The following is a 25287-nucleotide window of genomic DNA, read 5'->3' on the forward strand; positions in this document are numbered from 1 at the left end:
ATCCATGGATCCGTCCCAACTGACCCGAATCACCGGCGGCCAGCCACAACCGCTGGGCGCCACCAGCGATGGCCTGGGCGTGAACTTCGCGGTGTTCTCCGCGCACGCCACCCGTATCGAGCTGTGCATCTTCGATCCCAAGGGGCGCAAGGAATTGCGCCGCTTCGACCTGCCGGAGTGCACGGACGAAATCTGGCACGGCTACCTGCCCGATGCGCAGCCCGGCCTGCTGTACGGCTACCGCGCCCACGGCCCGTACGATCCGCAAAATGGGCACCGCTTCAACCCCAACAAGCTTTTGTTGGACCCCTATGCGCGCCAGCTGAGCGGCCCGCTGCACTGGAGCAATGCGCTCTTTGGCTACCGCATGAATCACTCACGGCAGGATCTGAGCTTTGACCGCCGCGACAGCGCCCCCGCCATGCCCAAGGCCATCGTGGCCGATGAGGTGCCGTTCAACTGGGGCAACAGCAAGGCCCCGGACACGCCCTGGAACGACACGACCATCTACGAGGTCCACTTGCGCGGCGTGTCGATGCAGCGCGAAGACCTGCGCCAGCCGCTGCGCGGCACCTGCGCGGCGCTGGCCGATCCGCGTTTCATCGAGCATCTGCAACGTCTGGGCGTGACGGCGGTAGAACTCTTGCCGGTGTACGCCTTCCTGCAGGACCACTTTCTGACCGAGCGCGGGCTGCGCAACTACTGGGGCTACAGCACGCTGTCCTACTTCGCCCCGGAACCGGCATACCTGATGCAGCACCCCAACGAATTGCGGCTGGCGATCCGCCGTCTGCACGCGGCGGGCATCGAGGTGATCCTGGACGTGGTCTACAACCACACCTGCGAAGGCAACGAAATGGGCCCGACGCTCTCTTGGCGTGGCCTGGACAACGCCAGCTACTACCGCCTCATGCCGGGGCAAGAGCGCTACTACATCAACGACACGGGCTGCGGCAACACGGTCAATATGTCGCATCCGCGGGTGCTGCAGATGGTGACCGACTCGCTACGGTACTGGGCCACCTCTTACGGGGTGGACGGCTTTCGCTTCGACCTGGGCGTGACGCTGGGCCGTGAAGGCACCGGCTATGACCCCGGCTCGGGATTCTTCGACGTGATCCTGCAGGATCCGGTGCTGTCCAAGCTCAAGCTCATCTCCGAACCGTGGGACATCGGCCCGGACGGCTACCAGCTCGGCAACCACCCGCCCGGGTTCGCGGAATGGAACGACAAGTTCCGCGACACCACGCGCCGTTTCTGGCGCGGGGATGAAGGCATGCGCGGCGAGATGGCGGCGCGGCTGTGCGGGTCGCGCGACATCTTCGACCGCCGCCATCGCCGCCCCTGGTCCAGCGTCAATTACGTGGCCTCGCACGACGGCTTCACGCTGGCCGACATCGTCAGCTACGACGGCCGCCACAACGAGGCCAATGGCGAGGACGGCAATGACGGCCATTCCGAAAACTTCAGCCACAACTGGGGCGCCGAAGGGCCGACCGACGATCCGCAGATCCTGGAGACGCGCGGCCGCGTCCAACGCGCGCTGCTGGGATCGGCGATGCTCTCCGACGGCACGCCGATGCTGCTGGCGGGCGATGAATTCGGCAACAGCCAGGAAGGCAACAACAACGCCTACTGCCAGGACAACGCCATTTCCTGGCTGGACTGGACCCAGGCGCAAAGTGATGCCGGCCGGGCGCTCAGCCGCTATGTGGGCCGCCTGACCGCCCTGCGCCGCGCGCATCCCAGCGTGCGCAGCGCCCGCTATGGCGATGCGGGCCAGGAGATCCTGCCCGGCGTCCCGGCCATTTCCTGGTTCGACGCATCGGGCGCGCCGCTGGAGGGCCCGGCGTGGGACGCCGAACAGGAGCGCGTCATGGGCTTGCGCCGCGCTGCGCTGCGTCCGGAAGGCGGCGCCGACGTGACGCTGTTGCTGATGAATCCCACGCACGAAGCCGTGACCTTCACGCTGCCCGAAGCCGGATTCGCCTGGTCGTTGGAACTGGACTCGGACAAGCCAGCCGAGCCCGCGCCATGGGACGAGCCAACGGTGACGGTTGCGCCCCATAGCCTCGTCTTGATGGGACAGCGGGCGGAATCTGGAGAGGCGACATGACGCATCCGTACTCATTCGGCGCCTTGCCGCTGGAAAGCGGCGTCACGCGCTTTCGGCTGTGGGCGCCGAGCGCCCCGCCCGGTCTCGTACTGGAGGTCGAGGGCCATCCTCCCATTCCGATGCGGCCCGGCCCGGACGGCTTTGCGCAAGCCGACGTGGACTGCCCGTCGGGCGCGCGCTACCACTATCGGCTGGACGACGGCACCGTCATGCCCGATCCCGCCTCACGCCTGCAGGACGGCGACGTGCATGGCGACAGCGTTGTCGTGGCGCCCGGCGAATACCGCTGGCGCCACCCGGAATGGACTGGCCGCCCGTGGGAAGACACCGTCATCTACGAAGTCCACGCGGGACTGGCCGGCGGCTACGCGGGACTGATCGCGCGGTTGCCCGAATTGGCCGACATGGGCATCACCATGCTGGAGCTCATGCCCATCGCCGATTTTCCGGGGGATCGGAACTGGGGCTATGACGGCGTGCTGGCGTATGCGCCCGACACCGCCTACGGTTCGCCCGACGACCTGAAGAACCTGATCGACTCCGCGCATGGGCTGGGCATGGGCGTGATGCTGGACGTGGTCTACAACCACTTCGGCCCGGACGGCAATTATCTGTCGGCCTATGCCGCGCCCTTCTTTCGCACCGATATCGACACGCCGTGGGGGGCCGCCATCGACTTCCGGCAGGAGGCCGTCAGCGCCTTCTTCAAGGAAAACGCGCTGTACTGGCTGACCGAGTACCGCTTTGACGGCCTGCGCCTGGACGCTGTCCATGCCATCGCCGGACACGAGTGGCTGCACGAGCTGGCCGGCTTCGTGCGCGACAACGTCTCGGCCGAGCGCCATGTGCATCTTGTCGTCGAAAACGACGACAACCGGGCCAGCCTGCTGCGCGGCGATTTCGAGGCGCAATGGAACGACGATGCGCACCATGTGCTGCACCATCTGCTGACCGGCGAATCGCGCGGCTACTATTCCGACTACGCCGAAGCGCCCGCGCAGGCGCTGGCGCGCTGCCTGGCCGAAGGCTGGGTGTATCAGGGCCAACCCTCCGCCTATCGGGGCAACCAGCCGCGTGGCGAGCGCAGCGCCGACCTGCCGCCCACCGCCTTCGTGCTGTTCCTGCAAAACCACGACCAGACCGGCAACCGCGCGCGCGGCGAGCGCCTGACCGAGCTGGTGGACACCCCCCAGCGTCTGCGCGCGGCCGTCGCGCTCCAATTGCTGGCGCCGCAGATCCCCTTGATCTTCATGGGCGAGGAACGCGGATCGCGCGCGCCGTTCCTGTACTTCACGAGCCACACCGATCCCGAGCTGGCGCAGGCGGTGCGCGACGGCCGGCAACGCGAATTCTCGGCCTTTCCCGAATTCGCCGGCGATTCTCCGACCGCTCAGTTGCCCGATCCGAACGACGAGTCCACGTACCACGCCAGCTATCCCTGGCAGGATGAGCCAGATGCGGGCCAGTGGATGCGCGACTATACGGCGCTTCTGCAATTGCGCGCGCGCATGATCGCGCCGCGCCTGGCGGGCGCGGTGAGCCTGGGCGCCTCGGCGGTGGGCGACCGCAGCGTGTTTGCACGCTGGGAATTGGCCGATGGCGCCCGCCTGACGGTCTACGCGAACCTGGGGCCCAATCCTCAGACCGTGCCCGATTCGCTGATGCCCGGTCCGGACGTGTTCGCAACCTTGCTGTTCGAATCACCCGCGGGCGGACGGGACCGGCTCGCCCAAGGTGAACTGTGCCCGGACAGCACCGTCTGGCTGCTGGAGGACCCGGCATGAAGCGCGCCAGTGCCGAGCCGGATGGCCTATCCGCGCTAGCCGCCGAGGCCGGCATCGCGGAGCATTGGACCGATGCGCGCCAGCGCCCGCAGCGCGTCGCGCCGGAAACCTTGCGCGCGCTGCTGGCTGCGATGGATCTGCCGGCAGAGACGTCCCGGGATATCGCCGACAGCCGCCAACGGTTGGCGCAACAGGCGGCGGACGCGCTGCCGCCCATGCTGGTGACGCGGTGCAACGCCCGCACGCCGCTGCCCAAGACTGCGCGTGGCCCCTATCGCATCCTGTGCGAATCCGGCCACATTCTGAGCGGCAACATTCAGGCGGGCGCGGATGGCATCCCGTTCCTGGTCGCGCCCGACGAGCCCGGCTACCACCGGCTGCTGTTGACCTCGGCGCAGGCCACGCTGGCCGTGGCGCCGCGGGAGGCCCCGAGTCTGGCCGACCTGACCGGCGCGGCCAGCCCGCGCTGTTGGGGTCTGGCCGCCCAGGTCTACAGCCTGCGCCAGGACGCGCGCGCCGACATGCCGCGCACGCACGGTTACGGCGATTTTGGCGCTTTGCGCGAACTGGCGGTGGCCGCTGCCGAGCAAGGCGCGGACATGCTTGCCATCAGCCCGGTCCACGCGATGTACACCGCGCAACCCGAGCGATCCAGCCCCTATTCGCCGTCCAACCGCCTGTTCCTGAACGTGCTATTCGCCGATCCCGCCCCCGCGATGGGCCAGGATGCCCTGCAGCGCGCGCTGGCCGGCGTTGCGCCCGCGGCGCTGACCGCGCTGGACGGGTTGGCGCGCATCGACTGGCCAGCCGCCGCGGCGATCCGCTTGCAAGTGCTGCGGTCCCTGCATGCCGACTTCGCCACCCACGGCGCCGTCAGTGAGCAGGCGCGCTATGCGCGGTTTTGCACCGACCGCGGCCAGGCCCTGCGCGACCACGCGATCTTTGAAGCGCTGCATGCGGCGCAACGCGCGCCCGGCGGGTCGATCCCCGCGTGGCATCGTTGGCCTGCCGCCCTGCGCGATCCCGCCTCGTCGCAGGTCAAACGCTTTGCCGAGGACCATGCGCTGGAAGTGGACTTTCATCAATTCGCGCAGTGGCTTGCGGCAGAGAGCCTGGCCGCGGCGCACGCCGCGGGCCGCGAGGCCGGCATGCGGCTGGGCCTGCTCGCCGATCTGGCCGTGGGCGCCAGTCCGGACGGCAGCCACGCCTGGAGCCGCCAGGCCGACCTCATGCGCGGCATGTCCGTGGGCGCGCCGCCCGATATCTACAACCCGCTCGGACAGTACTGGGGCCTGACCGCCTTGTCGCCGCGCGCATTGCATACCCAGGGCTATGCCGCCTTTATCGACATGCTGCGCGCCGTGCTGGCGCATACCGGCGGCGTGCGCATCGACCACATCCTCGGGATGGCGCGTCTGTGGCTTGTACCCGAGGGCGCGTCGCCCGCCGATGGCGCCTACCTGCGCTATCCGCTGGACGACATGCTTGCGTTGATCTCGTTGGAAGCCTGGCGCCATCGCGCCTGCGCCATCGGCGAGAACCTGGGCACCGTGCCGGAGGGCTTTGACGACCGGCTCAAGGACAACGGCGTGCTCGGCATGAACGTGCTCTGGTTCATGCGTCAGGCGCCGGACGCCCAGCCGGGTCCCGACGCCCCGGCCGGCTTCACGACGCCCGCCGAGTGGCCGCGGAACGCGGTCGCCATGACGACGACGCACGACTTGCCCACCTTGCGCGGCTGGTGGGACGAGCGCGACATCGACTGGCGCGTCAAACTGGGTCTGCTGGGCGCCGACGACAGCGAGGAAAGTCTTCGCGCCGGCCGGGCGCAGGACCGCGCGCTGCTTTCGCGGGCGCTGGATCCAAGCCTGGAAACGCCTCCTGCCGAGGCGCCGGTGCCCGCGCTACTGCGGTTCGTGTCCTCCAGCCCGTGCCCGCTGATGTTGATTCCGATGGAAGACGTTGCCGGCGTGCTGGACCAGCCAAATCTGCCCGGCACCATCGACACCCACCCCAATTGGTGCCAACGGTTACCGCTGAGCATCCGCGCGACGTTTGCCGATCCCGCCACGCAGGCCCGCCTGGATGCCGCGCGCGCCGCAAGGAGACAATCTTGAGCACACCGCAAGCCACCGCCCGGCTGCAACTGCACGCAGGCTTCACGCTCGACGACGCGTGCGCCCAGGTGGATTACTACGCGGACCTGGGGGTCAGCCATCTGTATCTGTCGCCCATCACCGGCGCGCGAGCGGGCTCCACGCACGGCTACGATGTCATCGACCACGCCGTGGTCGGCCCGGAACTGGGCGGCGAACCCGCCCTGCTCCGGCTGGCCAGCGCCGCGCGGGCACGCGGCCTGGGCCTCATCGCGGATATCGTGCCCAACCACATGGCGGCCCATCCCACCAACGCGTGGTGGCGCGATGTGCTGGCCAACGGCGCGGCAAGCGCGTGGTCGGCCTACTTCGATATCGACTGGAATCGTCCCGCGCCGGCGCTGCGCAACAAGGTCCTGCTGCCCGTGCTGGGCGACCCATACGGCGCGTCCCTGGAACGCGGCGCCATCACGCCGCAATGGGACTCGGGCGCCGCCGCCCCCGAGCTGGACGTGCATGGCCAGCGCTATCCGCTGACCCCGTCATCCGTGCCACGCGGAGCCGCACGCGACGCGTGGCTGCGCGAACACGACCCCGCCAAGGCGCCCGGCCGCCAGCGTCTGCATGAACTGCTGGAACGCCAGCACTACCGCCTTGCGTGGTGGCGCACCGCGCCCGACCAGATCAACTGGCGGCGCTTCTTCGAAATCAGCGAACTGGTCGGCGTGCGTGTCGAGGACGAGGCGGTCTTTGACGCCGTCCACGCGCTTGTCCTGCGCCTGTACGCGCAAGGCGTGCTGGACGGCCTGCGCATCGACCACATCGACGGACTGGCGTCGCCCGGCGGCTACTTGCGCCGGCTGTCGGCGCGTCTGGCCCAAGCCAACGCCAGCCGGCCCGCTGCGCTGCGGCAAGACCAACCGTATCTTGTCGTGGAGAAGATCCTGGCGCATGACGAGGCGCTGGATCCTCGCTGGCAGACCGACGGCACCACGGGCTACGACTTCATGGACCAGGTGAGCGCCGTGCTGCATGACCCGCAGGGCGAGGCGCCGCTGCGCACATTCTGGCAAGAATTGACAGGCGACGACCGCGACGCTGCCGAGCAGCTGCGCGCGGCGCGCGTGCGCATGCTGGTGCGGCACTTTCCCGCCGAACGGCAGGCGTTGGTCGGCTGCCTTGAACAGATCGCCAGCCAGGACGTGCGCACGCGCGACTGGACAGCAACAGCGATTGACCGCGCGCTGAGCGCCCTGCTGGCGGCCTTCCCCGTCTACCGCACTTATGCCGAGGACGAGGGCAGCAACCCGGCGGACGCGCATCGGCGCAACACGGCTGTCCAGGGCGCCGCGTTGGCGCTGGCGGCTCGCGAGGGTTCGGCGGACGCCACGCTGCTGGCGCAGATCGCCGAATGGTTCAATGGCCAGCCGGAACACGCCACTGCTCTGCGGCGCTTTCAGCAATTGACGCCGCCCCTGGCCGCGAAGGCGCTGGAAGACACGCTTTTCTACCGTTACGGGCCGCTGCTGTCTCGCAACGAGGTCGGCGCGTCGCCCGCGCGCTTCTGCCTGTCCGGCGACGAATTCTTTCAGGCCTGTGCCGCCCGAGCCCGCACGCATCCCCGCGCCATGCTGGCCACCGCCACGCACGACCACAAGCGCGGCGAAGACACCCGGGCCCGCCTTGCCGTCCTGACGGAAATGCCGCAGCGCTGGCGGGAAGCGGCGCGTGGCTGGATCGACGCCATGCCTGCCGGCATGACGCGTGCCGACCGCTACATGCTCATCCAGACCCTGGTCGGCGCCTGGCCCTGCGAATGGCGCGCCGACCCATCCGATTGGCCGGCCAACCGCCTGCAACCCTGGCTGGACCGGGTCGTCCAATGGCAGGAAAAGGCGCTGCGCGAAGCCAAGCTGCACACCAGCTGGACCGACCAGGACCCGGCGTACGAAGCGTCGGCAAAGGAGTGCATGGCCTGGCTGGGCCACGACGCCGACGGCCGCGCGGTGCTGGCCAGCATTGCGGCCTTTGCGCTGGAAATCGCGCCCGCCGGCATGGTGAACAGCTTTACCCAAACGCTGCTGCGATGCACGTTGCCGGGCGTGCCGGACCTCTATCAGGGTACGGAACTCTGGGATTTCAGCCTCGTCGACCCGGACAACCGCAGGCCGGTCGACTACGGCCTGCGCGCCCGGATGCTGGCCGAAGGGGCGCGCGACGTGGCAATGGACCTCTCGGAATCGGCTTGGCGCGCGGGCGCGGTCAAGCAGGCCCTGATCCACCGCCTGCTCCTTGCCCGCCAGCGTACCCCCGCGCCGTTTGCGGCCGGCACCTTGCACGCCCTGCAAGCCGAAGGCGGCCAAGCGGATCATGTGCTGGCCTACGTGCGCCAACACGAGGGTCAGACGGCCCTTATTGTCGGGGCGAGAACCTGCGCTTTGCGGTTGACCGGCTATGTAAGCGGGGATCCGGGCAACGCGCGGGCGTTCTGGGGCGATACGGCACTGCGGTTGCCGGCGGCAAGCCCGATTCTGTCTTGGCACGACGCGCTAACCGGGCGCCGCGTCCGCGCCGGCGCCGACGGCCGGATACCGGTATCGGAAGTGTTGCGCGACGGCCCGGCGGCCTTGTGCCTGTCTGCGTGAGCTCGGGACGGCCTTTCAGATGCAATTCGGCCCCGGACACGCCACGGAGGAGGCGCGGCCGGGGCCGTCAGGCTCTACGCAGACATCCGCGCGCTGGTCACGCGGCTGGCGTAGCCAGCGCGTTTAGCGCTGGGTCCTGTTTTGCTGGCCTGGTGTCTGACCTTGTTGATTCCGGTCTTTCTCCATTTGCTGACCCGATTGTCCAGGCTGTTGACCCGGCGACTGATTACGGTCCTGCGGATTTTCCTGCGACTGTTGCTTTTGGGGTTGCTTTTGCTGGTCGGGTTGGTTCTGGTTGGCCATTACAAGTCTCCTAATAAGCGGAGATATTCCGCCCAGATACCAGAGCAACCGGCGTGCCCAGCGGGCCGGAGCGGGCGGCTCGAGGGCAAGCATTTTCAGGGGACGGGGCCGGGCCTGGGCAAATCCCGCGCAGACCGGTAAAAACTACGCTCGCGGAGGATACGGCGGGCGGCGACTACGCCACCGTGCGCAGGACAACGGGGCGCGTGGGCTCAGTTTCCTGGCTGGGACCATCGAAAGCATCCAGCCACGACGACGCATAGGCAGCAGGGGCGGCCAGCGGCTCGCCGCCGTCGCGTTGCGTGCGCAGGCGCAAGATCAGTTCATCCAGCGGCATGGGCCGGCCCAGCGAAAATCCCTGCCCGTACCGGCATCCGGCCGCACGCAGCGCGGGAATGTCAGCCACGTTTTCCACCCCTTCGGCCACCACGCGCCAGCCCAGGCGGGTAGCCAGCTCCGCCGCGGTGCGCAGCACTTCAAAAGCCACGGCGCTGCGGCGCATCCGCGTCACGAAATACTGGTCGATCTTCACCTCCGACAGCGGAAGCGCCGACAGCAGCTTGAGCGACGCATGGCCGGTGCCAAAATCGTCCAGGCTGACTTCGCAACCGGCTTCTTCCAGCCGAAGCAGCGACGCGCGCAGCACGTCCAGGTCATGGATGGGTTGGTCTTCGGTCAGTTCCACGCGCACCAGCGAGGGCGGCAATTCAGCGGACCGCACGCGATCCAGCAGGAAATCGATGCAGCGCGTCTCGGAAAGCGTGGTGGCCGGCGCATTGATCGCCAGCGGCACCGCCAACCCCAAACGGCGCAGTGTCTGGAGCGCATCGATGACCCGCACGCAGACGCGCTCGAACAGCATGCAATCCAGCCCGAGCCGGTTCACTGCCGGGATGAAATCCGAAGGCATCACGATGCCCAGTTGCGGATGCTGCCATCGGACCAAGGCCTCGGCCGACACGATCCGGCCCGTCAGCAGGTCCACTTGCGGCTGCAGGAGCACGCGCAGCCCGTCCCGGCTGGTGATCATGGCGGTAATTTCCGCATCGCTGACCACGGAATTTTGGCAAGGCTCAGTGTTGATCATGGCTTGCTCCAGATGCGCCCCGCTGTGATGCCTGCGCTGTCCGGGCGCAGATCAGGACACGATATTCGGCGATTCTGCGCTCTCTCCGCCATAAAGTCACACACATGTAACCAGAGGTGTTAAGGTGCGGGAATTCATGTTTCACGCCGCGTGGCGGGCACGCTGCGAGACGCGCCTGACGGTGTCTTGTCGACATGGTAGGGTTGCCGTCTTCGGGCCCGGCCCGCGTTCCATTTCCGCTGTATTTCCCCTCTCCGCGTGACTAGTCTGCTTACCCGTTGGCGCGCTTCCCTGCGCAATGTGCTGTGGCTCGACGCCCTGCAAGCCGCCGCCATCAGCGCGGCCCCCGTCATCCTTGCCGTGCTGGTGCACGAACCCCGGTTGGGCTGGACCGCCATCGCGGCGTTCTGGGCCTGCTTCGGCGACCCCGGCGGCCCCTTGCGCAAGCGCGCGGGATCGATGCTGGCGCTGGGCCTGATCGGCGCCCTGTTCTGCCTGCTGGCCAGCGCCAGCGCGAAGCATCTCTGGCTGCTGTTGCCCCTTACGTTTGTCTGCTGCACGTTCGGCGGGCTGCTCCGCGTGCTGGGACCGGCCGCCGCCATCGTGGGCACCCTGCTGTCGGCCGGCTTCGTCGTGGCCGCCGAGCTGCCCGCGCCGACGCTGATGGAAAGCCTCTGGTACACGCTGTTCTTCCTGGCAGGCGCGGTCTGGGCCATCCTGATGACGGCGCTCGTCTGGCGCCGGCGCCCCTGGAAGGACGCGACCCATGCGGTCGCGCACTGCTACCGGGGGCTGGCCGATTTTTCCGACGCGCTGGCTCGCATGTACTCGGGCCTCGCGCCCGCCGCGGGGCAACAAGCCTGGACCGCCGTCGTCAAGCCCCAGCGCAGCGCCCAGCGCGCCGCGCTGGAAGCCGCCCGCGTCCGCATCCGCGAAGTGCTCGATGCCCGGCCGTCGCGCCGGGCCCGCGCGCATCAATTGATGTACCTGCTGGACAGCGCCGAGGACAGTTTCATCGCCCTGGTCGCGGCCGCCGACCTGCTGGAATCGAACGCGCCGCGCTGGCTGGGCCGCAGCGCCGGCGCCCACCTGTCGCACGCCCTGCACCGGTACGCCAGCGTCTGCAACGCCATCGCCAGCACCTCCGACGTCAGCGATGCCAAACAGGCCGATTGCCTGCGCGAGCGCCTGGCCCACTACAACGCCGGGCTGCGCGATCTGCGCGGCGGCGCAATGGCCTACGCGCCCGACCTGGCCACCGTGGTGCCGGTGCTGGAACGACTGCTGCACAACGCTCAGGCGGTCTCTCACACCCTCTTCGACCAAGGCGCCGCGCCCGCCGCGCCCGCCCAACGCGCCGGCGACGCAAGCGGCGCGCGCCAGGCCTGGCAAACCCTGCGCCAGAACCTGCGGTTCGAATCCGATGCCTTCCGCCATGCGTTTCGCGTCGGCGTGGGCGCCACCATTGCCGTCGCGCTGTCCAAGACCTTTGCCGTCAACCATGGCTACTGGATGTCGCTGACGCTGGTCTTCATCCTGCAGCCCTACTTCGCGACGACGTGGCAACGCACCGTCGAGCGCGTGATCGGCAGCGTGGCGGGCGCCATCGGCGCCTCGTTGCTGGGACTTCTGCTCAGCACGCCGCTGTCGGTGGCGCTGGCGGTGCTGCCGATCGCGCTGGGCACGTTTGCCGCGCGCACCATCCATTACGCGCTCTTCACCTTTTTCCTCACCTCTCAGTTCGTCCTGGTCAGCCACATCCAGCAGCCCGAGATCTACGAGCCCATGCTGGCCGCGCTGCGCGCTTTCAACAGCGTGCTGGGCGGTATCCTGGCGCTGCTGGTGGGCTTTCTGGTCTGGCCCGAGAAAGAACCGCGGCAGCTTGCCGGCGCCCTGGCGCGCGCGCTGCAGCGGCACGCGGACTACGCGCTGGCCCTGACGCAAGAAAAGAGCGGCGACACGTCCTCGCAGGACATCGTCGGCCTGCGCAGGCTTGCCTGCCTGTCGGCCGACAACGCCGAGGCGTCGCTACAGCGGCTGCAACAGAATCCGGTGCATCGCGAGCGCAACGTGGACACCGCCGTCAACCTGCTCAACGCCATGCGCCGCATCACGGCGGCGGGTACGGTGCTGGAAATCCAGCCAGCGCTGCCCCCGGCGTCACCCGCGGCCGCCGCGCTGCGCGACTATGGCGCCAGGCTTGCGCACGTGCTGCACCCCGAAGGCCCCACCCCGGCCGGAGACGCGCGCCGCATCGGCGTCCCGGCGGTCATCGCCGACGCCGAACCGGCGCTCGCCGCCCCGCTGGACCGAATCGCACAACAGGCGCGCCAGATCCGGCAACTGCGCGAACGCGTGCAGCGCGACGAAACGGCGCAATAACGCCCTGCATTGCGCCGGCGAGGCCAAACTCAGACAGGTTTGATGCGCATCAATGGAGCCCGCTGGCGAAACGGCAACCATACGGACATGGCACGCATTTAACCAAGGAGGCCCACCATGTACCGCCGCATTACCGTCCACCTGGACCACGGGTTTGACTGCACCCGCCGCACCGCGCTGGCGCTGGGACTGGCCAAGCGCCACAAGGCCGAACTGGTGGGGGTCTACGCCAGCTCCGCGCCGCCGCAGTACTACTACGGCGAATCCGTCATGATGTCGCGCACGCTGAACATCATGAAGAACCTGCAGGCACAGAATCGGGGTGCGGTACAGAACGCCTTTCTGGAAGCGGCAGCGGCCGCCGACGTGCCGGCCGTCGTCCGGGCGGGCGAATCCTCGCCCAGCGCCACCGTTGCCCTGCACGGCCGCGCCAGCGACCTCATCATCGTCAGCCAGCAAAACCGCGATGACGTCGAAGCCGCGCACGAAAACGAATTCGTGGAACAAACCTTGCTGACCGCCGGCCGCCCCGTCATGGTGCTGCCGTCCAGCGGTGATTTTCCGGTGGTCGGCGATCGCGTCCTCTTGTGCTGGGACGGCAGCCGCGAAGCCGCCCGCGCGCTGGCCGATGCGGCGCCGCTGCTACAGGGCGCCTCGCATGTGGTCGTGCTGACCATGGACGAAGGCGCCGCCACGCGCAACGTCGAATCCATCCCCTTCGAAGACCTGGCCACCTATTGCGTGGCGCATGGCATCCCCGCGCCCGATCACGTGCGCCGCGACATCAAGGGCGTCGGCGTGGGCAGCACCATCCTGAATGCCGCCGCGGACTACAGCGCGGACCTGATCGTCATGGGCGCGTACGGCCACAGCAAGTTCCGGGAATGGGCCATGGGCGGCGCCACCGCTTCCATCCTCAAAAGCATGACCGTGCCCATCATGTTCTCGCACTGAAGCTTATACCCTGCCCGTCCACACGAAGCCGCGCCCATCCCAGGCGCGGCTTCGGTGCATTCCTGAGCGGCGCAGTATCAGGCCGCCTCGGGCTGCGCGTCGCGCACGGGCGTCAGCACCGGCTTGCCCGCAAAATGCGCGGTGGCGTTTTCCAAAAACAGCGCAACCGTGGCCGCCACGGCTTCGGGCGACCGGCCCGCACTGTGCGGCGTCAGCACCACGTTGTCCAGTTGCTTGAGCGCATCGGGTATGAATGGCTCGCCGTCCACCACGTCCAGGCCCGCGCCCGCGATGCGCCGCTCGGCCAGCGCCGCGATCAGCGCGTTGGTATCGACCACGCTGCCCCGCGCGATATTGATCAGCTACCCGTCCGGGCCCAGCGCGTCCAGCACACTGGCGTCGACCAGGTGATGCGTGCCGGCGCCGCCCGGGGTGGCCACCACCAGAAAGTCCGATTCCGCGGCCAGCGCGCGCGGGTTGTCGAAATAGGTATAGCCCGACTCCGGCCGGGCGCGGCGGTTGTAATACCCGACGCTCATGCCGAAACCATTCGCGCCCCGGCGGGCGATTTCCAGGCCGATGGTGCCCAGGCCCAAAATGCCCAGACGCTTGCCGCTGACCTGCGGGCCCATGAAGCCGCTCCAGTGGCCCTGCCGGACCCAGGCGTCCGCCTGCGGCAGCCGGCGCGCCGCGCCCAGCAGCAGCGCCATTGCGTGATCGGCGACAGAGACCGCATTTGCGCCCGGACCGTTCGTCACGACAATGCCGCGCGCCTGCGCCGCCAAGAGATCGATGTTTTCGTAGCCGACACCCAGCGAACAGACGATACTCAGGTTCGGAAGCGCCGCCATTTCGTCGGCCCGCAGGCCAGTGGCGCCACGCGTCAGGACCGCGCGGATCTGCCCGCCATGCGCTTGGATGGCCTGCGCGCGGGTCTGGTCGGTGGTGGCGAGAATCGGGCGAAAACCCTGGGATTCGATGACGGGAAGGTAGTCCTGAACGCTGTCGATCAGGATGAGTAAGGGGATGCTCATGGGGGCTGCGGGATCTAGGTGGGTTGCTGCTGAAACCCGCAGATCTTATGCCCGACGCGGCGCGCGCGCCAGGACGGCAGGGCCGCCCCGGGCCCTGCTGGCGGCTCGCCAGACGCGCGGGCGTCCGGCGGCCATCAGCGTGTCATGGCGCTATATGCGTCCCATCAACAGCAGCACGATGAGCACGATCACAACGATGCCCAAGAGGCCGCTCGGGTAGTAACCCCAGCTACGGCTGTGAGGCCAGGCGGGGACGGCGCCGATGAGCAACAGGATCAGGATGATCAGCAGGATGGTCGACATAATGACTCCTTGGATTTATTGATTTGAGTTGTGGAAGGGGCGAAGGATCAGGCGTCTTTCGGCGGCACGATTTCCTTGACGGGATGGGACAGCGGCGGCAGGTCCACGTCCGGCTCATCGGTATCCGGGTCGACCGGCAAGTCCCCCGGCGGCGAGCCGGGCGGGATCGGATCCGGCTTCGGCGGCACATGTAGTTGCAGGACGGTTTGCATTGCACTCTCCTCTGAAGATTCTCTCGCGGGCAGCGCGGCCGGTCGGCGGGCGGTTCCGGCGGCGCGATTGCCGACAAGGCATTCAGCAAGCGGCGTGCCCAAAGCCGTCCACGCCCGCGATCGCCGCCGCCGGGAACGCGGCATGCTGTAGCCCAGCGCTACCGCGCGCACCCGGAGATTGAATGAGCACCCGCACGCAAAAGGACCCGGATCCGTTGCCCGTCGAAGAGGCATCGCTGACCTATGTGGACGACACGCAGCCCGGCTACACCCGTGTGCGCGTTAACGCCCAGACGTTTCACTATCTGGACGAGAAAGGCGCGCGCATTACCGACGAGGCGCAGATCCAACGCATCAACGCCCTGGCCATCCCGCCCGCGTACGAAAACGTATGGATCTGCCCGCTGGCGGACGGGCATCTTCAGGCCACGGCGCGCGATGCGCGCGGCCGCAAGCAATATCGCTATCACCCCGGCTGGACGGCGGTGCGCGACGCCACCAAATACAAGAATCTGCTGTCCTTCGGTCACGCACTGCCCCGCATCCGGCGCCAGGTCGAGCGCGACATGAAGATACCGGGCCTCACGCAGGACAAGGTGGTCGCCACTTTGGTCCGCCTGCTGGAGATCACCCTGATCCGCGTTGGCGGGCGCGAGTACGCGCGTGCCAACAAATCCTACGGCCTGACAACGCTCAAGCGCCGGCACACGACCGTGGCCGGCAGCCGTTTCCGGTTCAGGTTCCAGGGCAAGAGCGGCGTTGCCCACGACGTCACGGTCACGGACCGGCGGGTGGCGCGCATCATCAAGCAATGCCTGGACATTCCGGGCCAGCAGCTGTTTCAGTATCTGGATGCCGACGGCGACAAGCGCCCTGTCGATTCGGGCGCCGTGAATGCGTACCTGCGTAATGCCGGCGGCGGCGAATACACCGCCAAACACTACCGCACCTGGGCGGGTTCCGTGATGGCCTTTGCCGCGCTGCAGTCGCGCCCATTCGAGGACGAGCGCCGCGCCAAGCAGGAGGCGGTGGACGTCATCAAGGCCGTGTCAAAACGGCTGGCGAACACGCCCGCCGTGTGCCGCGCGTGCTACGTGCACCCGGCCATCATGGAGGCCTACCTGACCGGCACGCTGCCCACGCGGACGGCCGCCCCAGCAGGCCCCCGCGGGCTCAGCGCCGACGAGCGGCGCCTGCTCGCGTTTCTTCATGAGCAGGCGGCCGGCGATGCGTGATCAGAGAATCGAGGAGCGCGCATTCTTGGCGCGGGGCTGCGGCGCGGAGCCGTCGGCCCAATTCGATTCGGTCTTGTTGTCGACCACCTCGCGCTTGTCGCGAGCGGCCTCGTCGGGCGTATGGGCATCGGGTTTATCCGGTAGATTCGGCACGTCGACGGGACCGCTCGGCGGCAGTATCTTAGCGTTGTCCTGCGCGGAGTTGCCGGCGCGCGCCGACGAGGTGGTTTTGGATGTGGACGAAGGTTTCACGGTGTTCTCCCGCCAGTTGCGAACCTTCATCCTACGGCCCCTCGCCCGCAGGAAAAACTGTCAAGACCTTCAAATTGCAAGCGGATGTGCCGCCGCGCCAGCCGCGCCTGTGTGGCCGGGCGGCCGCGGCCGCTCACAAGGAGATGCAATGCGAGACCCAAACTTCGAACAATGTGTGCAAGCCTGCTATGAATGCGCGGTAGCGTGCGATCAATGCGCAGCCGCGTGCCTGCGACAGAATCCGGCGCAGATGCGCGCGAGCATCGCCTTGTGCACCGATTGCGCCGAGGTCTGCCGGTTGTGCGCGGCCATGCTGGCCCGCGGCGGCGAATTCGCCCAGGCGCTCTGCACGTTGTGCGCGCTGGTCTGCGACGCCTGTGCGCGGCAATGTTCCACGCACGACGCCGAGCACTGCCAGATCTGCGCGGGCGCCTGCATCGCCTGCACGCTGGCATGCCGAGACATGGTCGAGGCGTAAGCCTCGCCCCGCCGCGCGGCCGCCCGGGCCGGCCGCAACGGCGCATTTTTCCGCCCGACAGTCAGGAGCTTTCGATGGCCACCACGAATACCCCCATGCCTTCCGACTTCCCCGAGAACGGCCCCGACAATCGTGGCGCCTACAGGCGCTCGCGGCATCCGGAAAGCTGGATCGACGAGCTGGAAGCCACGCTCAGCGACACTTCGGCAACGGACCTTGAAGCCCTGAAGGCGCGCTTGAACGACCAGCTGCAAGCCACGCGCCAGAGCCTGCGCGAGGCGTCCGACAACGCCCATGACCTCATGCGCGAGACCCTGGACTGCACCGAGGACTACATCCACGCGCGTCCCTGGCAGGCAGTCGGGCTGGTGGCGGGTGCGGCCTTTCTGCTCGGCGTCATTGTCGGCCGCCAGTAGGCCGTTCCCATGCGGTCGCCGGGAACGGCGTTTGCTCGTCGCCCATTGCAAGGCGCATCCCGCGCCGCCCAATGGGAGAACACATGAGCACCCCCAAAAGCGCCCAGACCGGCGACCGCCCTCACCCCACCCCGCCCATGCCAGCGCAGCACCTGGACGAACAACCAGGCGTTGAAGCCGACATGGTGCTCAAGCCCCAGTATCAGGCGCCCGGCTACAAAGGCAGCGGCAAGCTGCAAGACAAGGTCGCGATCATCACCGGCGCTGACTCCGGCATCGGCCGGGCCGTCGCCGTCTTGTTCGCCCGCGAAGGCGCGGACGTCGCGGTGATGTACCTCGATGAACACGAGGATGCCCGGGAGACCAGCCGCGCCGTTCAGGCTGAAGGCCGCCAGTGCCTGCTGATTCCGGGCGACGTCCAGAATTCCGCCTTCTGCAACGAGGCCGTCGCGCAGGTGGTCAAGCACTTCGGCAAACTCGACATCCTGGTCAACAACGCGGCCTACCAGCAACATACCGAGACGCTGCCAGAAATCAGCGACGAAAAATGGGATAAGACGCTGCGTACCAACATCAGCGCGTACTTCTACATGGCGCGCGCCGCGCTGGAACACTTGAAGCCCGGCGGCGCCATCATCAATACGGGATCAGTCACGGGCCTGAACGGCAGCGGCAAGCTGCTGGACTACTCATCGACCAAAGGCGCCATCCACGCGTTCACCCGTTCGCTGGCCTCGAACCTGGCCGAAAAGGGTATCCGCGTGAACGCGGTCGCGCCCGGTCCCGTCTGGACGCCGCTCAATCCGGCCGACCGAAGCGCCGAAGACATCAAGTCATTTGGTGAAAAGACCGATCTGGGACGCCCCGCTCAGCCCGAGGAAATCTCACCCGCCTACGTCTTTCTGGCATCGCCCGAATGCTCGAGCTATATCACCGGCATCGTTCTGCCCATCACGGGCAGCGCGGGCGACTAAGCGATCCTCACTTCTCCGGCACCACCGAGGCCGGCGCGGCGCGCGACGCCGGGGAGACCGGCGGCGCTTCGCCCTTGGGCGCGGGATGGATCTTGTCGCCATTGACGGCGGGCTCGCGACCCAACGCGCGGCTCATGGCGTAGTGATCGCTCAACATCGGCAAGGTGCGCGTCGCAAAGTCGCGCACCTGCGCATCTTCCGACTCCTTGGCGGCTGTTTCGAAAAGACGATTGGCGGTCGCGTGCGCGTCGACGGCAGCCTTCTTGATATACACCTGGTCGAACTCGGCGCCAGTCTTCTCGCGCAATTCATGCAGCGTGGCGCGATCAGGCTCGGCCGGCTGATCGGGCAGCGAAATGTTCTTGGCGGCCGCCAACGCGCGGATCTCCTTGTTCACCGCCGTGTGCTGTTCAATCATCTTGGCCGCAAACGCGCGCACCTGTGCGTCCTTGGCGCGCTTGCCTGCCAGCTCGGCGGCCTGCACTTCGAAAATTCCCGAGCCCGAGGCGGCCTGCAGGAAGCGGGCGTCCGAGGCGTCCAGCTCCGCGGCGTGCGATAGCGGGCCCGCGCCCGAGAGCACGACCGCCGCGGCAAGCGCGGCGAATGACGTTTTAGCGAATGGCTTCATGGTGCTTTCTCCGTGCGTGACTGGGCGCGACTTAATTGGCGGTGGTCGGGGCTTCAACCCGGCGCGGCGGATCCAGCGGGTCAAAATCCTGCCACTTGCCGTCCTGCCATCGGCCATTGGCCCGTTCGATGTCGGTGCCGCCCGCGGCGCGCAAAATCTGGCGGGCTTGCTGCTCGCGCCCAAGATCCACGTGCAGCGCCAGCATGACGCCGGCCTGGCGCACGGGCGGGTGCGATTTCTCGGGCTCGCCCGGCGCGGTGCGCACCCGCTTCTTGCGGCCGACTACCCACATGGCGCCCGCCAACGCCCCGATGTAGGCGCCCACCCCGGCGGCGGCAATCGTGATGAAGATCGAGGCGGCCAGCTGCGCGGCAATCAGCCCCGCCACCAACGCAAACACCAGCCCCAGCAACGAAGCGCCGGCCACCGCGCCAAAATGCCCGCCTTTGGCATCGGGGTCCGCAATCCGGTCGCCCCCCAGCGGAAAGCGCCCATGCTCGCCAGCAATGCTGACGTAAAAGGTGTGGATGTCATCCTCGGTATAGCCCTCGGCAAACAACTTCTGGGCGGCCAGCGTGGCTTCGTCGAAGGTCTGGAACCGTGCAGCGACAATCAAGGACATGACAATCTCCCGGGGAAAAATTTTCAAACAAGGAGCAACTTCCATACCTGCGCTGCCTGAACCGCCCTGCCATCGCGACGTCGGCATGGCGCTTGCTGCCTGCCCCGCACCCGCTGCTGCGCGCACCGCCTGTTCCGATCCCGCGCGCGCGCCATTATTCGGAGAATTCTCATGCCCCGTATACCCGACACCGATTTAAACCTTGACGAAAGCGGCCGGCCCGACCTGGGTCCCAGCGACTCTTCAGATTCGGCCAGCGACCTGCCGCGCGACCTCAGGCATACCGATAGCGACTCCCAGGCGACGGGCGAACGCGAGAGCGTCGAACCGGACTTCCAGGACGACGACGGTGCGGACGTGGCGACCGACCGAATCACCGACGCCGACGAAGCCGGCCTCTCGCACGACGCCCCCGAGCCCGTCCGCAACGGTGGCTGAGCCGCAGTCTCCCCGGCCTCGTCGCCGCGCTCCTTGAGGAACGTCGATGGAAACATCCCGTACTGAGGAATTTGCTGCCGGGTCCGAGCTCGACGAGGGCCTGCTGGCCCCCGAGCCTGCGCACGGCGAAGCGCGGCACGGCCTGTCCCTGCTGGATTGGATGGCGCTGATAGCCGTTGTGGCCGGCGGTCTGAACAGCGGCTTGATCGCCGCCGTCAATCTGGATGTCATCGCGAAGATCTTTCCGCATGCGGCGGCGGCGCGCACGGTTTACGGCGCGATTGGCATCGCGGCCTTGTATTGCGTCGTGATGCTTTTTCGTCTGGCCGACGAATTGGGCGAACCGGCCCGCTGACAGCAAGCCGCTGCGCCCGCCTTTCGCATCAGTTGCCGTCAGGCCGCTTGCCCGGATACTGCCCGCCCTCTTCAAACTCCGGCCCCTTGCGGTTCGGGGTTTTATCCGAATGCCGCTTGTAAGGCTGATCCTTCTCAGTCGGCTTATCCGCGCCAAACTGACCGCTCTGGTTCGCCGCTTCCGTATCGTCCTTGGGGGTATTGGCCTTGGACTTGGCAGGCTGCTGATCGTGTGGGGTCGTCATGAATCATCTCCTTGGTACACGCCATCCGTCAATCGCGAATGGCCTGGCCTTCCTGCGCAAGTGCCATGCCTGGAAATCCCGGGCACGTTACTTGCTCTAGGCGTTATCGGGTCCGCCAACTACCGGATCACTTACCCAAGGAGTCAGTCATGAATCTGTCCAAAACGATTTGCCCCGCTTTTGCCCTGTGCTTTTCCGTCCTGGCCTTCCAGGCCTCCGCGCAAACGGGCACGACCGGCGTTCGCACGAACGATCAGATCGACAACCAATACAAAATGGACAAAAAGCAATGCGACGGCATGAAGGGCAATGCCAAGGACGTCTGCCAGAAGCAGGCCGAAGCCACGCGCGACAAGGCCAAGGCCGACGCGAAGGCCGCGAAGGAGAAGGCCGAAGCCTCCCACGACGCGGCCAAGACGCGCAACGATGCCGACTACAAGGTCGGCAAGGAAAAGTGCGATGCCATGTCCGGCAACGCCAAGGACGCCTGCATGGCTGACCTGAAGACCCGCTTCAACAAGTAAGCGGCGTCAGGCGGATTCCCGGGACGGTCCGCCCGTCCGGGAATTCTCGCCGGGCAGCACGTAGCCTGCTGCCGCATATTCCTCAAGACGGTTGTAGAGCGTCTTGGGACTGATCCCCAACACTGCGGCCGCCTGTTTCTTGACCCCATTGCATCGCTCAAGGGTGGCCAGGATCAGACGGCGATCGGCTTCGGCCAAGGTCTCGCCAACCGGCACGCTGACTTGCCCGCCGGCCGACTCGCCAGCTGGCGATACCTGCGGCACAAGCATATCCAGATCCAGCACATCCCCATCGGCCATGATGAACGCGCGGCGCACGAAGTTCTTCAGTTCGCGGACGTTGCCTGGCCATTCATACTGCGCGAGCGCGGCCGCCGCTTCGGGGGAAAAATCCTTGTTCTTGCCGGATTCCTCGTTCAGAGCATGCAGAAAGCGCTGCGCCAGAAAGAGGATGTCGCTGCCGCGGTCGCGTAGCGCCGGCAGTTCGATGGGAAAAACGCTTAGCCGGTAATACAGGTCTTCACGCAGCTTGCCCTCTTGCACGGCCTGCTCCGGATTCCGGTTGGTCGCAGCAACCACGCGAATATCGCAGGCAATTTCCCGGTTGGTGCCCACGCGCATGAATTGGCCGGTTTCCAGCACGCGGAGCAGCTTGACCTGCAGGTCAAGCGGCATTTCGGTGACTTCGTCCAGGAACAACGTGCCGCCGTCGGCGCGCTCGAAGTACCCCTTGTGCTGGCGGTCCGCGCCGGTGAAACTGCCGCGCTCGTGCCCGAACATTTCACTTTCGATCAGGTTGGGCGAGATCGCGCCGCAATTGACCGCGATGAACGGCCGCTGCCGGCGCGGGCTGAGTTCGTGGATGGCGTGAGCGGCCAGCTCCTTGCCGGTGCCGCTTTCGCCGATCAGCAAGGTGGTGACCGTGGTGGGCGCCACGCGCCCGATTTGACGATACAGCGTCTGCATGCGTTCGGACTTGCCATACAGCTTGCCGAAGCGGCCCGGTTCTTCAAACGGGGTGCCGGGCATTTCACCGCCCGAATTGGTCATGATCCGCTTCAGGATCTCTTCGAGGCGCTCCATGCAGATGGGCTTGACCAGATAGTCGGTCGCACCCAGGCGCAGGGCCTGCACGGCGTTGTCGACAGTGCCGTGGCCGGTCATTACCACCACTTCTGCGCTGTGCACGGCAACGTTCTTGAAGATGTCCATGCCGCTGCCGCCCGGCAGCCGGACGTCCGTCAACACCAGGTCGGGCGCTTGCCGTTCGAGCTGGATGAGGGCGTCCTTGACGCTGGCCGCCAGGGCCACCGAAAACCCGCTATCTCGGCCGATTTCGGCCAGTGTTTCCCGTATTGCATCGTCGTCATCGACGATAAGCAGGTGAGGCATGCTATCTCCGTATCCCTTCCATAACCGTCAGAATAGTCACTATGAGGTCGGCCGGCGCAAATATCTGCCAGTTTCCAACAACGTTTTCCAATACTTGCAACTCGTCGCAATCAGACAGCAGACCGCCCTCTACGATGCGATTATTGCAGGCCCGCTTTCGGGACTAGGAATCAGCATGGCCAGTCGAAATACCGCTACGCGCGCCAACGCGCCTTCCCCCACTTCCGTTTTTGCGGACACCAGCGGCATGTCGCCGCAAATGCGCAAGCTAGGAAACCAGATCGCACTTGCCGCGGCCACCGATGCAAGCGTGTTCATTATCGGCGAAAGTGGAGCCGGCAAGGAAATCGTTGCGCGCGCCATCCACGACGCGAGCGAACGCCGCGACCAACCCTTCGTCGCTGTCAATTGCGGCGCGATCAGCGGATCGCTTGCGCATGCCGAGTTGTTCGGCCATGAGAAAGGCAGCTTCACGGGCGCCGTATCGCAAAATGCCGGGTACTTCGAGTATGCAAGCGGCGGCACGCTGTTTCTGGATGAAGTGACGGAAATGCCCCCGGACATGCAGGTGCACTTCCTGCGCGTGCTTGAAGTGGGCACGTATCAGCGCGTGGGCGGCACGGACCTGCTGCGCGCCAATGTGCGCGTCATCTGCGCCAGCAACCGTGACCCGGCCGCTTCGGTTGCGGATGGCAGGCTGCGCCAGGACTTCCTGCACCGTTTGCTGGTGATTCCGCTGCGCGTGCCGCCGCTGCGTGAGCGCGGCGACGACGCCCTGCTGCTGGCACACCAATTCCTGGACACGCTCAATACACAGCACGGCACGCAAAAGACGTTTTCGCCGGCCATGCTTGCGGCGATCAAGGCGCACGATTGGCCTGGCAACGTTCGCGAATTGCGCAACGTGGTCCAGCGCGCGTACATCATGGCCGATACCCAGCTGGACGCCGACCTCGCGACGCGCAACCGCGGGCCCAACCAGGCACAGGTTCGCGACGGTTCGCTCAACTTTCCGGTGGGCATGCCGCTGGGCCGCGCCCAACGCGAATTCATCCTCGCCACGCTGGCCCACCACGCGGGCGATAAACGCCTGGCCGCCGAGACCCTCGGCGTCAGTCTGAAAACGCTCTACAACCGGCTGGATGTCTATGAAAAGGACGAGCCCGAAAAGGCTGCCTGAGCAGTTCTTACCACCGGGTTTGTAATACTGGCTCAGCATGCCGCGTTCCCGGGGCGTCCTCGCCCCCTTGAGCGAGGCTGGCACGATCTTTGCGTATAGAAGAGGAATGAGCCGCCTTCCGGCGGCTGCCCCTTCAGGAGACTCGATTGGGCCACCCCATGCAAGAACTTCGCCTGCGCCAGCAAATGACGCTCGCGCCGCGTCTGCAACAGTCCGTCAAGCTGCTTCAGATGTCGGCGCTTGAATTCACCACGGCCGTGCAGCACGCACTGGCCTCAAACCCTTTTCTCGAAGATCCGGACGATTCGGAGCCCGAGGCGGCGGCCACGCCTGCGCCCGGCGTCCGCGGCGAGTCGGCGGACATGGATGGACAGCCCGCCCCGGAGCCCGTTGCGGCCGCCGAAAGCCCGGACAGCGACGAGCCCCCGCCCGACGCGCCCGCCTATTCCGGCGACTACCCCACCCACACGTCCTCCGGCGGTGACAGCGATCTGGGCCAATGGGCCTGCGCCAACGTGTCGATGCGCGATCGCCTGTCCTTCGAACTGGGCAACTATCACCTGCAGCCGCGTGATCGCCTGCTGGCGGAATTCATCATTGACGCGCTGGACGACGACGGCTACCTGCGCACCCCGCTCTGCGCGCTTTGCACCGCGGCGGATGCGGACATCAACCCACTTCCGGAGGAATCCGAATGGATGGCGGCGCTGCGCCTGGTGCAGCAGCTGGACGCCCCCGGCATTGCCGCGCGCGACTTGCGCGAATGCCTGACCCTGCAACTCGCAGCGCTGCCGGATGAGGACGACGACACGCGCGCACTGGCCCAGAAGATCGTCCAGGAACATCTGGAGCGCCTGGGCAAGAACGATTACGTCGGTCTGCGCCGCGCACTGGGATGTGGCGATGACGCCCTGCGCGACGCGTGCGCGCTTATCCGCCGGCTGGACCCCAAGCCCGGCGGGCGCTACAGCGGAGACACGCCGGTGTACGTGGTGCCGGATGTGTTCGTGGACAAATGGCAGGGACGCTGGCGCGTGCTGCCCAACCGCAGCGCCATGCCGCGCGCCCGGTTGCACAGCGCCTATGCGGATCTCTTTCGCCGCGCCCGCCTGGACGACCGCAGCCCCATGGCGCAGGAACTCCAGGAAGCGCGTTGGCTCGTGCGCAATGTCGAACAGCGCTACACCACGATTCAGCGAGTGGCCGAGGCCATCGTCAAGCGCCAGCAGATGTTTTTCGAATATGGCGAAGTGGCGCTGCGCCCGCTCATGCTGCGCGAAGTGGCGGACGACCTGAACATGCACGAGTCCACTGTCTCGCGCGCGACCGTGAGCAAGTACATGACCACGCCGCGCGGCGTTTTCGAGTTTCGCCACTTCTTCTCGCGGGAACTGGCCACGGAGTCGGGCGGATCGTGTTCCGCGGCCGCGGTGCGGGCGCTCATCAAGGAAATGGTGGACGCCGAAGATCCCGCGATGCCACTGTCCGACGTGGCACTGACGCAGCAGCTGGCATCCAACGGCATTCTGCTGGCCCGCCGCACCGTGTCGAAATACCGCGGCCAGTTGCGCGTGCCGCCCGCAGAGCTGCGCCGCCAGCACTGATCAGCCGTGCGACCATAAAAAAAGGCTTC

At 66.9% G+C, this 25287-nt stretch carries 24 protein-coding genes and 1 pseudogene; 15 read left to right on the top strand and 10 right to left on the bottom strand.

Going from position 1 to position 25287, the window contains the following annotated elements; translation table 11 throughout:
- Positions 1–4 precede the first annotated feature (4 nt).
- Genes glgX through treY form a run of 4 tightly spaced genes read left to right on the top strand, consistent with a single transcriptional unit; the run spans position 5 to position 8641 of the window.
- Complete coding sequence (gene glgX / locus HV786_RS07950) at positions 5–2116, top strand: glycogen debranching protein GlgX (RefSeq protein ID WP_175210490.1); 2112 nt, start codon at positions 5–7, stop codon at positions 2114–2116.
- A complete protein-coding gene (treZ, locus tag HV786_RS07955; RefSeq protein WP_175210492.1) occupies positions 2113–3900 on the top strand; it encodes a malto-oligosyltrehalose trehalohydrolase in 1788 nt (595 codons plus the stop codon). Before glgX ends, treZ begins: the two co-directional genes overlap by 4 nt.
- On the top strand, positions 3897–6017 hold the full coding sequence (gene malQ / locus HV786_RS07960) for a 4-alpha-glucanotransferase (RefSeq protein ID WP_175210494.1): 2121 nt from the start codon (positions 3897–3899) through the stop codon (positions 6015–6017). Before treZ ends, malQ begins: the two co-directional genes overlap by 4 nt.
- Entirely contained in the window at positions 6014–8641 is a 2628-nt protein-coding gene (treY, locus tag HV786_RS07965) for a malto-oligosyltrehalose synthase (RefSeq protein ID WP_175210496.1), read from the top strand. Before malQ ends, treY begins: the two co-directional genes overlap by 4 nt.
- A 123-nt stretch (positions 8642–8764) precedes the next feature.
- Here the strand turns inward: treY and HV786_RS07970 are convergent, their stop codons facing one another.
- Together HV786_RS07970 and HV786_RS07975 are read right to left on the bottom strand one after the other, a co-directional pair.
- Positions 8765–8944, bottom strand: coding sequence for a hypothetical protein (locus tag HV786_RS07970; protein WP_128830023.1), 180 nt, complete (start codon positions 8942–8944; stop codon positions 8765–8767).
- A gap of 175 nt (positions 8945–9119) precedes the next feature.
- Positions 9120–10031 (bottom strand): EAL domain-containing protein, encoded by a 912-nt coding sequence (locus HV786_RS07975; protein WP_128830022.1) that lies wholly within the window; start codon positions 10029–10031, stop codon positions 9120–9122.
- Between the two features lie 258 nt (positions 10032–10289).
- On the opposite strand from HV786_RS07975, the gene HV786_RS07980 reads away from it, so the two are divergent.
- Positions 10290–12413: an FUSC family protein gene (locus tag HV786_RS07980; RefSeq protein WP_175210498.1), complete on the top strand. Its 2124-nt coding sequence runs from the start codon at positions 10290–10292 to the stop codon at positions 12411–12413.
- A 117-nt stretch (positions 12414–12530) separates the two neighbouring features.
- The gene (locus tag HV786_RS07985; RefSeq protein ID WP_128829238.1) at positions 12531–13367 is read left to right on the top strand and encodes a universal stress protein; all 837 of its coding nucleotides are present in this window, start codon (positions 12531–12533) and stop codon (positions 13365–13367) included.
- A gap of 77 nt (positions 13368–13444) precedes the next feature.
- Here HV786_RS07985 and HV786_RS07990 read toward each other — a convergent pair.
- The 3 genes and pseudogenes from HV786_RS07990 to HV786_RS08000 form a co-directional block, all read right to left on the bottom strand.
- Positions 13445–14401: pseudogene (locus tag HV786_RS07990) on the bottom strand (2-hydroxyacid dehydrogenase).
- Positions 14402–14551: 150 nt separating this feature from the next.
- Complete coding sequence (locus HV786_RS07995) at positions 14552–14704, bottom strand: DUF3309 family protein (protein WP_076520934.1); 153 nt, start codon at positions 14702–14704, stop codon at positions 14552–14554.
- Between the two features lie 47 nt (positions 14705–14751).
- A complete protein-coding gene (locus HV786_RS08000; protein ID WP_175210500.1) occupies positions 14752–14916 on the bottom strand; it encodes a hypothetical protein in 165 nt (54 codons plus the stop codon).
- Positions 14917–15098: 182 nt separating this feature from the next.
- Here HV786_RS08000 and HV786_RS08005 point away from each other — a divergent pair, with 182 nt between their 5' ends.
- On the top strand, positions 15099–16151 hold the full coding sequence (locus HV786_RS08005) for a DNA topoisomerase IB (protein ID WP_128829239.1): 1053 nt from the start codon (positions 15099–15101) through the stop codon (positions 16149–16151).
- On the opposite strand, the gene HV786_RS08010 is transcribed toward HV786_RS08005, so the two are convergent.
- Positions 16152–16403, bottom strand: coding sequence for a hypothetical protein (locus tag HV786_RS08010; protein ID WP_128829284.1), 252 nt, complete (start codon positions 16401–16403; stop codon positions 16152–16154).
- Positions 16404–16551: 148 nt separating this feature from the next.
- On the opposite strand from HV786_RS08010, the gene HV786_RS08015 reads away from it, so the two are divergent.
- From HV786_RS08015 to HV786_RS08025, 3 genes are all read left to right on the top strand, one after another.
- The gene (locus tag HV786_RS08015; protein ID WP_056317697.1) at positions 16552–16881 is read left to right on the top strand and encodes a four-helix bundle copper-binding protein; all 330 of its coding nucleotides are present in this window, start codon (positions 16552–16554) and stop codon (positions 16879–16881) included.
- Between the two features lie 74 nt (positions 16882–16955).
- The gene (locus HV786_RS08020) at positions 16956–17297 is read left to right on the top strand and encodes an ElaB/YgaM/YqjD family protein (RefSeq protein ID WP_056317694.1); all 342 of its coding nucleotides are present in this window, start codon (positions 16956–16958) and stop codon (positions 17295–17297) included.
- 83 nt (positions 17298–17380) lie between these two features.
- The gene (locus HV786_RS08025) at positions 17381–18271 is read left to right on the top strand and encodes an SDR family oxidoreductase (protein ID WP_128829240.1); all 891 of its coding nucleotides are present in this window, start codon (positions 17381–17383) and stop codon (positions 18269–18271) included.
- A 7-nt stretch (positions 18272–18278) separates the two neighbouring features.
- Here the strand turns inward: HV786_RS08025 and HV786_RS08030 are convergent, their stop codons facing one another.
- Together HV786_RS08030 and HV786_RS08035 are read right to left on the bottom strand one after the other, a co-directional pair.
- Positions 18279–18899 carry a DUF4142 domain-containing protein gene (locus HV786_RS08030; protein WP_175210502.1) on the bottom strand — a complete coding sequence of 207 codons (621 nt, stop codon included), beginning with the start codon at positions 18897–18899 and terminating at the stop codon, positions 18279–18281.
- A gap of 31 nt (positions 18900–18930) precedes the next feature.
- Positions 18931–19521 (bottom strand): phage holin family protein, encoded by a 591-nt coding sequence (locus tag HV786_RS08035; protein WP_062839532.1) that lies wholly within the window; start codon positions 19519–19521, stop codon positions 18931–18933.
- Positions 19522–19692: 171 nt separating this feature from the next.
- Between HV786_RS08035 and HV786_RS08040 the strand changes: the two genes are divergently transcribed.
- Together HV786_RS08040 and HV786_RS08045 are read left to right on the top strand one after the other, a co-directional pair.
- A complete protein-coding gene (locus HV786_RS08040) occupies positions 19693–19959 on the top strand; it encodes a hypothetical protein (protein ID WP_128829242.1) in 267 nt (88 codons plus the stop codon).
- Between the two features lie 46 nt (positions 19960–20005).
- Positions 20006–20314 (top strand): DUF378 domain-containing protein, encoded by a 309-nt coding sequence (locus tag HV786_RS08045; RefSeq protein WP_128829243.1) that lies wholly within the window; start codon positions 20006–20008, stop codon positions 20312–20314.
- 28 nt (positions 20315–20342) lie between these two features.
- Here HV786_RS08045 and HV786_RS08050 read toward each other — a convergent pair whose 3' ends face one another.
- Complete coding sequence (locus HV786_RS08050; protein ID WP_128829244.1) at positions 20343–20558, bottom strand: hypothetical protein; 216 nt, start codon at positions 20556–20558, stop codon at positions 20343–20345.
- Positions 20559–20707: 149 nt separating this feature from the next.
- Here HV786_RS08050 and HV786_RS08055 point away from each other — a divergent pair, with 149 nt between their 5' ends.
- Positions 20708–21082: a hypothetical protein gene (locus tag HV786_RS08055; RefSeq protein ID WP_056317667.1), complete on the top strand. Its 375-nt coding sequence runs from the start codon at positions 20708–20710 to the stop codon at positions 21080–21082.
- Positions 21083–21088: 6 nt separating this feature from the next.
- Here HV786_RS08055 and HV786_RS08060 read toward each other — a convergent pair whose 3' ends face one another.
- Positions 21089–22474, bottom strand: coding sequence for a sigma-54-dependent transcriptional regulator (locus HV786_RS08060; protein ID WP_128829245.1), 1386 nt, complete (start codon positions 22472–22474; stop codon positions 21089–21091).
- A 175-nt stretch (positions 22475–22649) separates the two neighbouring features.
- On the opposite strand from HV786_RS08060, the gene HV786_RS08065 reads away from it, so the two are divergent.
- Positions 22650–23654, top strand: coding sequence for a sigma-54 interaction domain-containing protein (locus tag HV786_RS08065; RefSeq protein WP_128829246.1), 1005 nt, complete (start codon positions 22650–22652; stop codon positions 23652–23654).
- Between the two features lie 158 nt (positions 23655–23812).
- Positions 23813–25258, top strand: a complete 1446-nt coding sequence (locus HV786_RS08070; protein WP_128829247.1) for an RNA polymerase factor sigma-54 — start codon at positions 23813–23815, stop codon at positions 25256–25258.
- Positions 25259–25287 lie beyond the last annotated feature (29 nt).

This window comes from Achromobacter mucicolens, from assembly GCF_902859725.1.
GTDB classification, from domain to species: domain Bacteria; phylum Pseudomonadota; class Gammaproteobacteria; order Burkholderiales; family Burkholderiaceae_B; genus Achromobacter; species Achromobacter mucicolens.

Coding starts and splice junctions, on each gene's coding strand:
- glgX (WP_175210490.1), top strand. CDS start 5: ATGGATCCGTCCCAACTGACCCGAATCACCGGCGGCCAGCCACAACCG.
- treZ (WP_175210492.1), top strand. CDS start 2,113: ATGACGCATCCGTACTCATTCGGCGCCTTGCCGCTGGAAAGCGGCGTC.
- malQ (WP_175210494.1), top strand. CDS start 3,897: ATGAAGCGCGCCAGTGCCGAGCCGGATGGCCTATCCGCGCTAGCCGCC.
- HV786_RS07970 (WP_128830023.1), bottom strand. CDS start 8,944: ATGGCCAACCAGAACCAACCCGACCAGCAAAAGCAACCCCAAAAGCAA.
- HV786_RS07975 (WP_128830022.1), bottom strand. CDS start 10,031: ATGATCAACACTGAGCCTTGCCAAAATTCCGTGGTCAGCGATGCGGAA.
- HV786_RS07985 (WP_128829238.1), top strand. CDS start 12,531: ATGTACCGCCGCATTACCGTCCACCTGGACCACGGGTTTGACTGCACC.
- HV786_RS07995 (WP_076520934.1), bottom strand. CDS start 14,704: ATGTCGACCATCCTGCTGATCATCCTGATCCTGTTGCTCATCGGCGCC.
- HV786_RS08000 (WP_175210500.1), bottom strand. CDS start 14,916: ATGCAAACCGTCCTGCAACTACATGTGCCGCCGAAGCCGGATCCGATC.
- HV786_RS08005 (WP_128829239.1), top strand. CDS start 15,099: ATGAGCACCCGCACGCAAAAGGACCCGGATCCGTTGCCCGTCGAAGAG.
- HV786_RS08015 (WP_056317697.1), top strand. CDS start 16,552: ATGCGAGACCCAAACTTCGAACAATGTGTGCAAGCCTGCTATGAATGC.
- HV786_RS08020 (WP_056317694.1), top strand. CDS start 16,956: ATGGCCACCACGAATACCCCCATGCCTTCCGACTTCCCCGAGAACGGC.
- HV786_RS08025 (WP_128829240.1), top strand. CDS start 17,381: ATGAGCACCCCCAAAAGCGCCCAGACCGGCGACCGCCCTCACCCCACC.
- HV786_RS08030 (WP_175210502.1), bottom strand. CDS start 18,899: ATGAAGCCATTCGCTAAAACGTCATTCGCCGCGCTTGCCGCGGCGGTC.
- HV786_RS08035 (WP_062839532.1), bottom strand. CDS start 19,521: ATGTCCTTGATTGTCGCTGCACGGTTCCAGACCTTCGACGAAGCCACG.
- HV786_RS08040 (WP_128829242.1), top strand. CDS start 19,693: ATGCCCCGTATACCCGACACCGATTTAAACCTTGACGAAAGCGGCCGG.
- HV786_RS08045 (WP_128829243.1), top strand. CDS start 20,006: ATGGAAACATCCCGTACTGAGGAATTTGCTGCCGGGTCCGAGCTCGAC.
- HV786_RS08050 (WP_128829244.1), bottom strand. CDS start 20,558: ATGACGACCCCACACGATCAGCAGCCTGCCAAGTCCAAGGCCAATACC.
- HV786_RS08055 (WP_056317667.1), top strand. CDS start 20,708: ATGAATCTGTCCAAAACGATTTGCCCCGCTTTTGCCCTGTGCTTTTCC.
- HV786_RS08060 (WP_128829245.1), bottom strand. CDS start 22,474: ATGCCTCACCTGCTTATCGTCGATGACGACGATGCAATACGGGAAACA.
- HV786_RS08065 (WP_128829246.1), top strand. CDS start 22,650: ATGGCCAGTCGAAATACCGCTACGCGCGCCAACGCGCCTTCCCCCACT.
- HV786_RS08070 (WP_128829247.1), top strand. CDS start 23,813: ATGCAAGAACTTCGCCTGCGCCAGCAAATGACGCTCGCGCCGCGTCTG.